Genomic DNA, 11,936 nt, shown 5'->3' with positions numbered 1-11,936 from the left:
GCCGCGTGTCGACTCAGCGCCCCGCGGAGAACGCCGTGGCGGCGCCACGGAGCACCTCGGCCACGATCGGCCGGTCCGCCGGGATCCAGTCCAGGTGCCGCACGCCCGGCCCGGTGAGCGGCAGCCACGCCAGCAGGTCGTGGTCCTGGAGGGCTCGGGGTGTCGTCCCCTCCTCCGCCAGGACGCCCCAGAACACCCGCATCCGGGCGCCGTTGGCCAGCTCCCACCCGTCCGGCTCCGGCGCCGCCACCTCGGGGCCGAGCCGCACGGCGACCCCGAGCTCCTCCCGGCACTCCCGCAGCAGCGCCTCCTGGACGCCCTCCCCCGGCTCGACCTTGCCCCCGGGGAACTCCCAGAGCCCCCGCAGCGGGGCAGGCGCGCTGCGACGGGCCGCCAGCAGGCGGGTCGGCGCGGCCACATCGTCGAGCAGCGCGAGCCCCACGACCAGCCGCGGTCGCGCACCGTCCCGGGGCGACGTCGTCGGGCTGGCAGCGGGCGCGGGGCGAGCGGGTGTGGCGGAGGTCATGAGCCCAGGCTAGCGAGGCCCCCGCCCCCGCAGACCGGAGTCCGTAGGCTGGGTCGGTGCCCACCCCCACTCCCGCCGCCGACGGCGCCCACGACCGTTCCCCCCGCGCCCCGCGTCCGACGCGCCCGGACCCGTCCATCCCACCGACCGCGCCGACGGGCCCCGGCGCGCTGCTGGGCGGCCGCCGCGTGCGTCTGCTGCCGGCCATCCTCGCGCTGGCCCTGGGCAGCTTCGCGATCGGCACCACGGAGTTCGCGATGATGGGCCTGCTGCCGCAGGCGGTGGCCGACCTCGGCATCGGTCTCGAGGCCGGCGGCGTGCTCATCTCCATGTACGCGCTGGGCGTCGTGATCGGCGCTCCCCTGCTGGCCGCGTCCTTCGCCCGCGTCGACCGGCGGGTCACGAGCATCGTGCTGATGCTGCTGTTCGTCGTGGGGCACGTGGCCGCGTTCCTCGCCCCGGACATGGGGAGCATGATGGCGGCCCGGTTCGTGTCGGGCCTGCCCCACGGCGCCTACTTCTCCGCGGCCGCCCTGGCCGCGGCGGACCTCGCCGGGCCCGCCCGCCGCGGCCAGGCCGTGGCCTGGGTGATGGCCGGGCTGTCCGTGGCCAACGTGCTGGGCGTGCCGGGCGCGACGGCGCTCGGGCAGGCCGTCGGCTGGCGCTGGATGTTCGTCATCGTGGCGGTCTGCGCGGCCCTGTGCGTCGGGGCGACCGCGTGGCTCGTCCCGTCCGTGCCGGCCCCCGCGGGCGCCTCGGTCGGCCGCGAGCTGCGCGGTCTGGCCTCCGGCCGCCTGTGGGCGACGGTGGCCGTGGGCGTGATCGGCTTCGCCGGCATGTTCGCGCTCTACACCTACATCGCGCCGCTGCTCACGGAGGTCGCGGGCCTCGAGGAACGGTGGGTCCCCGCCGTGCTGGCCCTCTACGGCGTCGGCATGGTGATCGGCACGCTCGTCAGCGGCGCCCTCACGGACCGCGACCCGGTGGGCACCCTGCGCCTGAGCTTCGGGCTCAGCGCGGTCTCGCTGGCCGCCGTCGCGCTGACGGCCTCGTGGGCTCCGGTGATGATCGTGTTCCTCTTCTGCGTGGCCGTCAGCGGCTCCGGGATCGCCCCGTCCCTGCAGGTGCTGCTCGTGGACTCCGCGCCCACCGCACCCCAGCTGGCCGGTTCGCTCAACCACTCCGCGCTGAACATGGCCAACGCGATGGGCGCGTGGGTCGGGGCCGCCGCGATCGGGGCCGGTGCGTCGCTGCGGACCCCGCCGCTGGTCGGCGCGGGCATCGCCCTGGCGGGCCTGGTGCTGGCGTTCCTGCTCGTGCGCCGCGACGTCGCGGCGCGGCCCGGCGTCCGGGCTGACGACGGCGGCTCGCCCCGCTGAATCTCCCACACGAGGCCGGGGCGAACCTCGTCACGTCGGAGAATCTCGAAAAAGTCGGGGCGCCAGAGGTGGCCCCCCGTGAAAATCCCTTGCTACGTTCCTTCTCGTACGTCAGATTCGCAACCCGAAAGGAACCATCATCATGGGCATCTTTGGCTGGATCGTGCTTGGTCTCATCGCCGGCGCCATCGCTCGCGCCATCCTCCCCGGACGTCAGGGCGGCGGGTGGCTCGGCGCCCTCCTCACCGGCATCGTCGGCGCTCTCCTCGGCGGCTGGATCGCCTCCCTGCTGTTCGACTTCGACGTGAACGAGAAGTTCTTCGATCTGGGCACCTGGATCTTCGCGATCATCGGCGGCGTTATCGTCGCCGCAGTGTGGCAGGCCATCACCCGCCGCACCGGCACCCGCGCCTGAGTGAGCTGAGCGGCCCGGGTTCCACCCGGGAACACGCAGATGGGGCGGGGATCCACGTGGATCCCCGCCCCATCTGCGTCTCCGGACGGCTGCCGCCGCCTCGTGCGCCCCGTCAGCCGGCGCGCCGTGCCCCCGCCATCGCGGACGAGTACAGGCACACCGTGGCGGCGGTCCCCACGTTCAGGGACTCCGCGGCCCCATACAGCGGCACCGCCACCCGGCGGTCCGCCAGCGCGAGCTCGCCGCCGTCCAGGCCCTGGGCCTCGTTGCCGAACAGCCACGCGGTCGGCGCGGCGACCACGCCGGGGGCGAGGGCGTCGAGCCGATCCGAGCCGTAGCCGTCGGCGGCCCACACCTGCAGGCCTGCGGCCCGGGCGGCGGCCGCGGCCGCCTCTGCGGGGACGGCGGTGACCACGGGCAGGTGGAACAGCGACCCGGCGGTGGACCGGACCACCTTGGGGTTGAACGGGTCGACGGAGCCCGGCGTGAGGACCACCGCGTCCGCCCCGGCCGCGTCCGCGGCTCGGATGACCGTGCCGGCGTTCCCCGGGTCCTGCACGCGGCACAGCACGGCGGCCAGGCGCGCCTCCCCGAGGACCGCTTCGACGGCCTGCGGCTCCGGCATCCGCGCCACGGCGACGATGTCCTGCCCCGTCACGGCGTCGGCCATGGCGGTGAGCACCTCGTCGCTGGCCTGGCGCACCAGGACGCACTCACCACCCGGCGTCGGGCGGTCCCGGACGCGCGCCACGAGCTCGGCCAGCGCGGGGTCCCGGTCCACGAGTCCGACGGACATGTACACCTGGGTCAGCACCCGCCCCGCGCGCCACTGCCCCGCGGCGGCCTCCGGCCCCTCCCCCAGGTGGGCGCGCAGGGCCTCGCGGCAGGCCTGCGGCCCCTCGACGAGGAACGTGCCCGTCCGGCGTCGGGCGGAGCGGCCCGCCAGGGCTGCCACCGCGCGCACGCGCTCGGCGCGGGGATGGGTCATCGGCTCGGCGTGCGGGGTCATGGGGTCTTTCTGGTCGGGGCTCAGCTGCGGATGCGCAGACGCCGACGGGGCGGGCCTCGGTGGAGGACCCGCCCCGTCGGCGGTGGTGTTCACGCCTGGGACGTGGTGGTGGGGGCCCTCAAGGCCCCGGAGCCGGCTCAGCGGGAGGCGGCGGGGGCGTTCACGTCTGCGGGCAGCGCCTCGCGGGCGGTCTTCACCAGCACGGCGAAGGTCGCGGCGTCGGAGACGGCGATCTCGGCCAGCATGCGGCGGTCCACCTCGACGCCGGCCAGCTTGAGGCCCTGCATGAATCGGTTGTAGGTCATGCCGTTGGCGCGGGCGGCCGCGTTGATGCGGGTGATCCACAGGCGACGGAAGTCACCCTTGCGCTTGTGGCGATGCTGGTAGTTGTAGGTGAACGAGTGGAGCATCTGCTCCTTCGCCTTGCGGTACAGGCGAGACCGCTGGCCGCGGTAGCCGGAGGCGCGCTCCAGCATGGTCCGACGCTTCTTGTGGGCGTTCACTGCCCGCTTCACACGTGCCACGTGCGTACTCCAATCTGTGTGGTCCCCGGGGCGCGCACTGGCGCGTCACGGCCGAGGAGGAAGGGGTTCCGGCGAGGCCGGAGGGGGTGTCAGATGCCGAGCATCCGCTTGATCTGCTTGATGCTGCCCTTGGAGACGAGCTGGTCGCCCTTGAGACGGCGGGTCAGGCGCGAGGACTTGTGCTCCAGGTAGTGGCGGCGGTTCGCCTGCTGGCGCATGATCTTGCCGGAGCCGGTCACGCGGAAGCGCTTCTTGGCACCGCTGTGGGTCTTCATCTTCGGCATGGCTGCCGTTCTCCTTCACTCATCGCTGCCGTGCGCGGCGCGCACGGCAGTGCTGGTCACCCCGGTCCGTCCGGACCGGGCTGGTCTGTGGCGACCCCGGGGGGTCAGGCCCGAGGACCGGGCTTGGGGGCACCGCCGCGGGGGGCGGCGGGCTTGGGCGGGGCCGGCATCGGCTTGGCCGCCGGCTTCGGAGCCGACGACGGCGCGGCCGGCTTGGCGGCGGACCGCGGCTTCGGCGTGGCAGCCGGCGCAGCCGAGGACTGCGGCTTCGGCGTCGCGGCCGGCTTCGGGGCCGATGCGGGCGTGGCGCTGGAGGCCGGCTTCGCAGCCGGGGCGGCCGCGGCCGGGCGGGGAGCCGCCGGGGCCGGGGTCTTCGGCGCCTGCGTCGTCTCGGCCGGGGCCGCGGAGGCGTTCTCCTGCGTCCGGGCGGCCATGGCCTTCAGCTGCTCGGGGAACGCATCCCCGACCGAATTCCGCACCGGGGCGGAGTCGGACGCCGCCTTCTGCGCGGCGCGCTCCTTGGCCTCGCGGGCGGCCTGGTCGCGACGCGAACCGCCGCCCTGACGCTCGCGGTGGCTCTCGGCCGAGTTCTTGCGCTGGTCCGCCCGCGCATCGGCCTTGGTGCGCAGCGGGGCGACCACCATCACCATGTTGCGGCCGTCCTGGCGCGGCTGCGATTCGACGGTGCCCAGCTCGGCGACGTCCTCGGCGAACTGCTGCAGCAGCTTGATGCCGAGTTCGGGACGCTGCTGCTCACGGCCGCGGAACTGGATGATGGCCTTGACCTTGTCGCCCTGGCTCAGGAACTTCTTGGCGTGGCCGGTCTTGGTCTCGTAGTCGTGCTTGTCGATCTTCAGGCGGAAGCGGACCTCCTTGAGGACCGTGTTCACCTGGTTCTTGCGCGACTCACGGGCCTTCACCGCGGCCTCGTACTTGTACTTGCCGAAATCCATCAGCTTGCACACCGGAGGCTTGGCCGTGGGGGCCACCTCCACGAGATCCAGGTCCGCCTCGGCGGCGAGCCGGAGGGCGTCCTCGACGCGGACGATACCGACCTGTTCGCCGTTCGGGCCGACCAGGCGGACTTCCGGAACGCGGATACGCTCGTTGATGCGGGGATCGCTGATGGTGCTGCTCCTCTGTGTGAGACGACGGGTGACCCCGCGCCCACCGGAGGGGCCCTCGGAAACGAGGAAGGCCTCCCCTGCGCGGACGCAGACGGAGGCCTCGACACGATCCCGTCGGACGGGACCCTCGGTGCGGGCTGCGCGCCACGACGCGGCGGTCCCGACCGGCGACCCGGCAACTCGGCCCGGGGCGAACCGGACATCCTGCTGGCGCGGGTGGGAGAGAGGCCTCCACTTTGCTGCTCCTGGCCCGTGCATGCCCGCCCCGGGGTCACCGGATGACGAGGTCTTGCGCGGACCACGAGTGGTCTATGGGAAGCTTACCACCATGACAGACGAACGTCAGGCCCAGGACGCCACCCCCATGGACGCCCCCGCCGAGATCCGCGACATCCACGAGGTCCCCGCCGTCGAGGTCATCACGACCACCGCCGTGCACCTGATGACCGCCGCCGCCGTCAAGTGCGGCCTGGCCGACTCCCCCGACGCCCGCGAGCTCATCGATCTCGACGAGGCCCGCAAGCTCATCACGGCCCTCGCCGGGCTGGTCACGGCCGCGGCCCCCGAGATCGGCAGCCAGCACGCCGGACCGCTGCGCGACGGGCTGCGCTCGCTGCAGCTGGCGTTCCGTGAGGCCTCCCCGTTCCCGGACGCCCCGGGCAAGGGCCCCGGCGAGAAGTTCACCGGCCCGGTGAACTGACCACGGCCCCGATGACGACGACGGCGCGCCCCTGGCCGGGGGCGCGCCGTCGTCGTCGGGGCGGGGCTCAGGCGTCCGTCGAGGCCTCCGGGGCGGGGGCGAGATGCCGGGTGACCGGCGTCGTGAAGAGGGTGAGCAGCGCGACGCCGGAGACCGCGAGCAGCGGCCCACCCAGAGCAGCGGCGTCCACGCTGAAGAGCCACGAGGACAGGAGCACACTGAAGAGCTGGATCGCGACGGCGGCGCCGCGGCTCCACGCCCGACCGCGCAGCAGGGCGACGGCGGTCGCGAGGATCCACAGGGCGAGCAGCGCGTAGATGACGATCAGCATCACGCGGGCGCCGGCCGGGAGCACCCCGTCCGCCGCATGCACCACCGCGTCCACGGCGAACCAGAGGAGCGCACCCCCCTCGAGCACGAGCGCCGCGGCGACCACGAGGACGGCCACCGGCAGGCCCCGTCCGGGGCGGGGCGGGACCGTCGTCGCGTCGGCGCCCGACGACTCGGACGGGGCGACGGGGTCGGGGCGGCGGGACTGTGCCATGGGGCCTCTCCTGCGGACGGCTGCGGGGACGGACGTGTCCCCCACGGTACGCCGGGCGGCGCGCGGACCACGTCCGCGGCGGCGCCTCGGTCAGGGCATGGTGTGACGAAGGACTCGCAGTGCAGCGCGGTGATGCACCTCATTCACCTCTTGTTCACTCGTGAGGGCCGTGCGAGGATGGCATGCGAGAGATTTCCGGGGGCCGCGTTCGTACGAAGGCGGTCCCCGTTGCAATGACCAGGGTCGCCCTCCGTATCGGTCGTGCCGCGCGTCGTCCGCGCCGGCCCCCGCGCCCGCCGCCGGCGGAGGCCGTGACCACCGGCGCCCGCGGGCTCCGGTTCTTCCGACAGAAAGTGAGCGGACCGATGGATTGGCGCAGTAAAGCAGCGTGCCTGGACAAGGACCCGGAGCTGTTCTTCCCGGTGGGCAACACCGGCCCCGCCCTCCTGCAGATCGAGGAGGCCAAGGCGGTGTGCCGCTCGTGTGAGGTCGTGGACACGTGCCTGAAGTGGGCCATGGAGTCCGGCCAGGACTCGGGCGTCTGGGGCGGCATGAGCGAGGACGAGCGGCGCGCCATGAAGCGCCGCGCCGCGCGTGCCCGCCGCGCCTCCTGACCCACCCGGACCACCGGCCCCGTCGACGACGTCGACGGGGCCGTCCTCAAGCCCGGCCGGGTTCACGTCAGGGGCAGTCGCAGCACGACGCGCGTGCCGCCGTCGTCGGACCGCTCCCAGCGCAGGGTGCCGCGCAGGTCCCCCTCCACGAGCGAGTGCACGATGCGCAGGCCGAGCCCCGATCCCTCGCCCGCGCGGGGAGACTCCCCCGGCACCCATCCGTCGGGGGCGGCGGGGCCGCCGTCCGTCACGGACACGACCAGCACCGTTCCCGCGGGGGTCGACTCGCGGTCGGCGTGCAGGCCCACGCAGCCACCGCCCGGCGCCGTGCCGTGCTCGACGGCGTTGGCCGCCAGCTCATTGAGCACCAGCGCCAGCGGCGTGGTCACGTGGGAGGGCAGTTCACCGAACTCGCCCGTGACCGCGACCTGCAGCGGCCGCCCGTCCCCGGCCACCTCGACGGCCAGGCGGAACTGCCGCTGCAGCAGACCGTCCACGGGGACCTGGTCCTCGATCTCCTCGCTCAGCGTCTGGTGGACGAGGGCGATCGTGTCCACCCGCTGCATCGCCTGACGCAGCGCACGCTCCGCCTCGGGCGAGGACGTGCGCCGCGCCTGCATGCGCAGCAGCGATCCCACGGTCTGCAGGTTGTTCTTGACGCGGTGGTGGATCTCGCGGATGGTCGCGTCCTTGGTGAGCAGACGCTGCTCCTGGCGGCGCAGCTCGGTCACGTCGCGCAGCAGCAGCAGCGCCCCCTGCCAGCCGTCCGGACCGAGCAGGGGGACGGAGCGCACCGTGAGGGACGCCCCGCCGGACTGCACCTCCCGCCGTCCGGCACGCAGCCCGGTGAGCACGGCCCACGTCCCCTCGTCGGTGGGCACACGGGCGGCGTCGGTGCTGGCCAGGACGTCGGTGAGCCGGTGCCCCTCGAGCGTTGAGGCGATGCCCAGCCGGCGCAGGGCGGAGACCGCGTTGGGACTGGTGAACTCGGCGACCGAGTCCGGCCCGAGCACGACGAGGCCGTCCCCCACCCGCGGCGTGCCGCCTGCCCAGAGGCCGGGAGGCTCCTCGGGCGCCGGCCAGCGGCCGTGCTGCATCATGTCCAGCAGGGTGCTGGCCGTCCGGCTGTAGTTCTCCTCGATCACCGAGCGCGCCGGCCGGCCGTTCGGGTCCGCGTGCGCGGAGACGACCGCGATGACCCTCCCGGCGCGGACCACCGGCCACAGACGCACCTGCAGCGTGCCTCCCGGGGCCTCGACGGGGCCGGCCCCCTCGGCCCGCTCCCCGCCATGCCACGTCTGCCCGACGACGGCCCGCAGGTCCGCGCGGGCGCGCGAGCCCACGATGTCGCGGTGGAAGAGGGTGGGAGCGGTGAAGGGCCGGACCTGGGCGAGCGCGACGAACCCTCCGGCCTCGTCGCGGCGGGGCACGGGGCACCAGAGCACGAGGTCCGCGAGCGCCAGGTCTGCCACGAGCTGCCAGTCCCCCACGAGCCGCTGCAGCCAGGCGCGGTCCTCGTCTCCGATGTCCGGGTGCGACGTCAGGGGGTCCTGCGCGAGCGAACTGACCATGGGATCAGGGTACGGCGACGTGCCGGGCGGCCCGTGTCCGTGGCGTCGCGGGCGGCGTCGGACGACACGGCGGCGATGGTCTGCGAGGGCCGTGCGCGGTGCCGTCCGCGGCGGGCGGGGCGGGCAGGGACACCGGCCAGCGTGGCGAGGGCGCGACGCAGCGGGCTGTTCGGAGCGGCCTCGGCGAGCACCTGGCCGGCGAGCAGCGCGGGGTCCGCGGCGGCCGGGTCCCACGGCAGGAACGCCTCCAGGGGCGTGGCCGGCGAGGCGTAGCGGTTCCAGACGGCCTCGACCTGCCCGCGCGGGGCGACGCCGGCGGCGGCGGGCCGGAGCCGGTTGACCACGACGCGCAGCCGTGCCGCCGGGGCCGCCTCCGCCAGCTCCTCGACCCCGCGGACCAGGCGGGGCAGGGCGACGGCGTCCGGCCCGCCGACCGCGATGACCTCGTCGGCCGCGGCGAGCGCCGCCAGGGTCGCACCGTTGCGCTGTGGGGCGGGCACGTCGAAGGACAACTCCTCGTCCTGCTCGAGACCGAACCCGACGTCGACGACCACGCGGTCCCAGTGTTCCCTGGCGGCCGCGATCAGCGCGGAGACGGCGGCGGGGCGCAGCTCGGGCCACCGGTCCACGCGGGTGAGCCCCGTCAGAACCGTCAGGTCCGCGCCGGCGACGCGGACGCGGACGCCCGCGGCCGCCAGGTCGGCGGCGCCCAGTCGGCCGTGGTCGGCCCGCCGCACGGCCCGCGACACGCCGGCCGACTCCTCCGTCAGCCCCAGGTGCACACCGACGGCGGGGCCGTACGTGTCCAGGTCGACCAGCAGCGTGTTCCGGCCGGCCACGGCGTGCTCGGCGGCGAGGTTCACGGCGACGGTGGTGCGTCCCGGGGCGCCGGTGGGACCCCACACCACGGTCACCAGGGACTCCCGCGCGGGTGCGGTCGGTTCGCCCTCCTCCGGAGAGGGTGCGGGGTCGGCTCCCTCGCCCGCGGTGGCGGGGCCGTCGTCGGGGGTGGCCGCGGCGGGGGCGGCGCCCGGCCCGGCGTCGTCGGGCTCGTCGGCGTCGCGCCAGGGGTCCGTGAGGCCGGGCACCTCGTCCGCGCCGAGCGTCTCCAGGGTGATCGGCAGGTCGTCGAGGTCCTCGGCGTGATCCCGGGCGTGGTCGGCGTCCTCCCCGTGCGAGGTCTCCGGCCGGCGGCCCTCCGCGGCGGCGCTCGCGGACTCCACGACGACGGCCGCGATCTGCTCGGGGTCGGCGTCGGCGCGCACGCAGGGCACCCCCATGCTGCGGAGACGACGCCGCTCGGCACGGACCTCGCTGAGCGCCGCCACGCCCACGGGTCGGGGCAGCCGGGCCGTCTCCTCCAGGAAGGCGGCGGTGAGGGACTCGGTGTCCCCGGCCACGAGGACCGCGTCCACGAGACCGGAGCGGGCGATGGCGAGCAGCTCGGCGATGTCCTCGGCCCGGCGGAGGACCGTGATGTCCGTCTGGTGCCGCTCGAGCGGGCCGATGTGGTCCAGGCCCGGCTGGACGGTGGTGGCCAGGGCGATGCGCACGGTCAGCGCACCCCGTGGGCCGGCACGAGGGTGACCCGCGCGTCCTTCACCTTCGCGTCCACGATGCGCGGCAGGGTCTCCTTTGGTGCCAGCAGCTGCACCCGGGTGGTGCCCGAGCCGCCGAAGCCGTTCTGCTCCGCCGTGACCTCGGAGATCTCGAGCGCCTCGGCCAGCCGGGCCGGGTCTGCATGGCCGCGGCCTCCCTCCGCCGGCATGGCCACCCAGACGTCCACGCGGTCTCCCACGCCCACGCCGGACGGCAGCGGCTCGTCCAGGGCCACCCCGACGGGACGACGGCCGTCCGGGTCCGCGTCCACCAGTGCCGCCGCCGGCAGCAGCTCACCGGCCCGGACAGTCCCGGAGACCATCCGCCCCTCGGGAGCCGGAGCATCGGCGCTGAGGTACCGCTCGCCGGCCTCGCTGAGGTTCACCTCCACGGGGCGCAGGTCCCCGGACGCGATGGGTGTGCCCGGGGGCAGGTCCTCCGCAGCCGTCCAGTACGCTGCGGTCCGCTGGGCGGAGGCGACCAGCGCCACGACGCCGGCGATCGAGGCGAGGACGAGCACGAGACCGACGAGGAGCCGGGGATCCCGCCAGCGGGGCCGGCGCAGACGGCCGCCCTCGGCGGACGCGGACATGGTCGTGGACACCGGATGTTCCCCCCTTCGGACCGGCCCCTCGGGCCGCCGCGGCCCCGGCACCCCGTCGGTGTCGGCCCCTCCGCGCTGCGCCCAGAGTAACCACAGGGGCCGTGGATCGCCGGATCCGCCGCGTACGCTGTGGAAAAGTGTCGCCTCCGGGTGTTCCCGGGGTTGAATGGGTCGACGTCGTGGGCCGCCCGCGACCGTCCTGGACGCCTCGACCGAAGGAGCACCGTGCAGCGCTTTCTCACCCTGACCGACGTCGCGGAGACCCTGAACATCTCCGGTCAGGCCGCCCGTGCCCTGGTCCGCTCGGGTGAGCTGCAGGCCATCCAGGTCGGGGGCCGCGGTCAGTGGCGCATCGAGCTGTCCTGGCTCGAGGACTACGTGGAACGTCAGAAGGAAGTGACGCGCGCCCGCGTCCGGGAGTGGACCGAGGCGGACGCGCAGGCCCGCTGAGCCCACACGGTCTGCTCAGGCGGGGCGCAGCGCGGTCCGGACCGTCCCCAGCGCCCCGAACGGGATGACGAGCCGCCCGCGGACGGCCGCGGCCCGCCGGGCCTCGTCCCGCGGGTGGCGGGCGATGTCGAGGTGGTCGCCGCCGACCCGGTCCACGGTGCCCTCCGCCAGCGCCGCGCCGAGGCGTCCCGTCACCGCCACCGGCTGGCGCGTCCGCGCGATGCCGCGCAGCACCGTCCCCCAGCCGGCCGCGGCGAGCTCGGGCGCGGCCACGGCCCGGGTCAGGTCGGCCTCCACGGCCGCCACGCAGTCCACCGCGACGATCGCCGATCCCGAGCCGTCGACGTGCACGCCGACCCAGCCCTGGCCCACCGTGTGCACCACGCCGTCCACGACCTCGCCCCAGGCCAGGTGGAGCCGGACCTGCCGCCCTCGGGCTCCGCGCAGGCGGTCGGCCAGGGACAGCGCCATCCACTCCGCTCGGGTCAGCTCCGCGGCCTCGGCCACCGTCTCCTGCCAGCCGAGGTCGGCCCAGTGCGCCTCCAGGTCGTCGAAGAGTCCGTTCCACCGCATGCGCTCAGCATAGGAGG

At 75.0% G+C, this 11,936-nt stretch carries 15 protein-coding genes; 5 read left to right on the top strand and 10 right to left on the bottom strand.

Features of this window, described 5'->3' with window-relative positions; genetic code table 11:
• Window positions 1-13: 13 nt before the first annotated feature.
• Window positions 14-526, bottom strand: a complete 513-nt coding sequence (locus tag G6R13_RS06945; protein ID WP_159833273.1) for an NUDIX domain-containing protein — start codon at window positions 524-526, stop codon at window positions 14-16.
• A gap of 56 nt (window positions 527-582) precedes the next feature.
• Here G6R13_RS06945 and G6R13_RS06940 point away from each other — a divergent pair, with 56 nt between their 5' ends.
• Together G6R13_RS06940 and G6R13_RS06935 are read left to right on the top strand one after the other, a co-directional pair.
• Window positions 583-1,905 carry an MFS transporter gene (locus tag G6R13_RS06940; RefSeq protein ID WP_115166093.1) on the top strand — a complete coding sequence of 441 codons (1,323 nt, stop codon included), beginning with the start codon at window positions 583-585 and terminating at the stop codon, window positions 1,903-1,905.
• A gap of 142 nt (window positions 1,906-2,047) precedes the next feature.
• On the top strand, window positions 2,048-2,320 hold the full coding sequence (locus tag G6R13_RS06935) for a GlsB/YeaQ/YmgE family stress response membrane protein (RefSeq protein WP_134415759.1): 273 nt from the start codon (window positions 2,048-2,050) through the stop codon (window positions 2,318-2,320).
• 112 nt (window positions 2,321-2,432) lie between these two features.
• Here the strand turns inward: G6R13_RS06935 and G6R13_RS06930 are convergent, their stop codons facing one another.
• The 4 genes from G6R13_RS06930 to infC all read right to left on the bottom strand — a co-directional run bounded on the left by G6R13_RS06930 (window position 2,433) and on the right by infC (window position 5,249).
• The gene (locus G6R13_RS06930; RefSeq protein ID WP_134415757.1) at window positions 2,433-3,329 is read right to left on the bottom strand and encodes an RNA methyltransferase; all 897 of its coding nucleotides are present in this window, start codon (window positions 3,327-3,329) and stop codon (window positions 2,433-2,435) included.
• A gap of 137 nt (window positions 3,330-3,466) precedes the next feature.
• A complete protein-coding gene (rplT, locus tag G6R13_RS06925) occupies window positions 3,467-3,853 on the bottom strand; it encodes a 50S ribosomal protein L20 (protein ID WP_002853696.1) in 387 nt (128 codons plus the stop codon).
• Window positions 3,854-3,942: 89 nt separating this feature from the next.
• A complete protein-coding gene (gene rpmI, locus G6R13_RS06920) occupies window positions 3,943-4,137 on the bottom strand; it encodes a 50S ribosomal protein L35 (RefSeq protein WP_002853699.1) in 195 nt (64 codons plus the stop codon).
• 104 nt (window positions 4,138-4,241) lie between these two features.
• Window positions 4,242-5,249, bottom strand: coding sequence for a translation initiation factor IF-3 (gene infC / locus G6R13_RS06915; protein WP_267715834.1), 1,008 nt, complete (start codon window positions 5,247-5,249; stop codon window positions 4,242-4,244).
• Window positions 5,250-5,592: 343 nt separating this feature from the next.
• On the opposite strand from infC, the gene G6R13_RS06910 reads away from it, so the two are divergent.
• On the top strand, window positions 5,593-5,964 hold the full coding sequence (locus G6R13_RS06910) for a DUF1844 domain-containing protein (protein WP_036313345.1): 372 nt from the start codon (window positions 5,593-5,595) through the stop codon (window positions 5,962-5,964).
• Between the two features lie 67 nt (window positions 5,965-6,031).
• Here G6R13_RS06910 and G6R13_RS06905 read toward each other — a convergent pair whose 3' ends face one another.
• Window positions 6,032-6,508 (bottom strand): hypothetical protein, encoded by a 477-nt coding sequence (locus G6R13_RS06905; RefSeq protein ID WP_012750967.1) that lies wholly within the window; start codon window positions 6,506-6,508, stop codon window positions 6,032-6,034.
• Between the two features lie 365 nt (window positions 6,509-6,873).
• On the opposite strand from G6R13_RS06905, the gene G6R13_RS06900 reads away from it, so the two are divergent.
• The gene (locus tag G6R13_RS06900) at window positions 6,874-7,122 is read left to right on the top strand and encodes a WhiB family transcriptional regulator (RefSeq protein ID WP_002854852.1); all 249 of its coding nucleotides are present in this window, start codon (window positions 6,874-6,876) and stop codon (window positions 7,120-7,122) included.
• Window positions 7,123-7,184: 62 nt separating this feature from the next.
• Here G6R13_RS06900 and G6R13_RS06895 read toward each other — a convergent pair whose 3' ends face one another.
• Genes G6R13_RS06895 through G6R13_RS06885 form a run of 3 tightly spaced genes read right to left on the bottom strand, consistent with a single transcriptional unit; the run spans window position 7,185 to window position 10,896 of the window.
• Complete coding sequence (locus G6R13_RS06895) at window positions 7,185-8,693, bottom strand: PAS domain-containing sensor histidine kinase (protein WP_134415753.1); 1,509 nt, start codon at window positions 8,691-8,693, stop codon at window positions 7,185-7,187.
• Window positions 8,663-10,246, bottom strand: a complete 1,584-nt coding sequence (locus G6R13_RS06890) for a tyrosine-protein kinase family protein (protein ID WP_123244130.1) — start codon at window positions 10,244-10,246, stop codon at window positions 8,663-8,665. The genes G6R13_RS06895 and G6R13_RS06890 overlap by 31 nt, the downstream gene beginning before the upstream one ends.
• A 2-nt stretch (window positions 10,247-10,248) precedes the next feature.
• A complete protein-coding gene (locus G6R13_RS06885; protein WP_123244131.1) occupies window positions 10,249-10,896 on the bottom strand; it encodes an SAF domain-containing protein in 648 nt (215 codons plus the stop codon).
• Window positions 10,897-11,121: 225 nt separating this feature from the next.
• Between G6R13_RS06885 and G6R13_RS06880 the strand changes: the two genes are divergently transcribed.
• The gene (locus G6R13_RS06880) at window positions 11,122-11,346 is read left to right on the top strand and encodes a helix-turn-helix domain-containing protein (RefSeq protein WP_123244132.1); all 225 of its coding nucleotides are present in this window, start codon (window positions 11,122-11,124) and stop codon (window positions 11,344-11,346) included.
• Between the two features lie 15 nt (window positions 11,347-11,361).
• Here the strand turns inward: G6R13_RS06880 and G6R13_RS06875 are convergent, their stop codons facing one another.
• Window positions 11,362-11,919 (bottom strand): hypothetical protein, encoded by a 558-nt coding sequence (locus tag G6R13_RS06875; RefSeq protein WP_036383497.1) that lies wholly within the window; start codon window positions 11,917-11,919, stop codon window positions 11,362-11,364.
• Between the last annotated feature and the right edge of the window lie 17 nt (window positions 11,920-11,936).

Source organism: Micrococcus sp. Alg238-R198 (assembly GCF_900537135.1).
GTDB lineage: Bacteria > Actinomycetota > Actinomycetes > Actinomycetales > Micrococcaceae > Micrococcus > Micrococcus luteus.
Note: the sequence above shows the minus strand (reverse complement) of the source record. Positions and strands in the feature narration are given on the sequence as shown.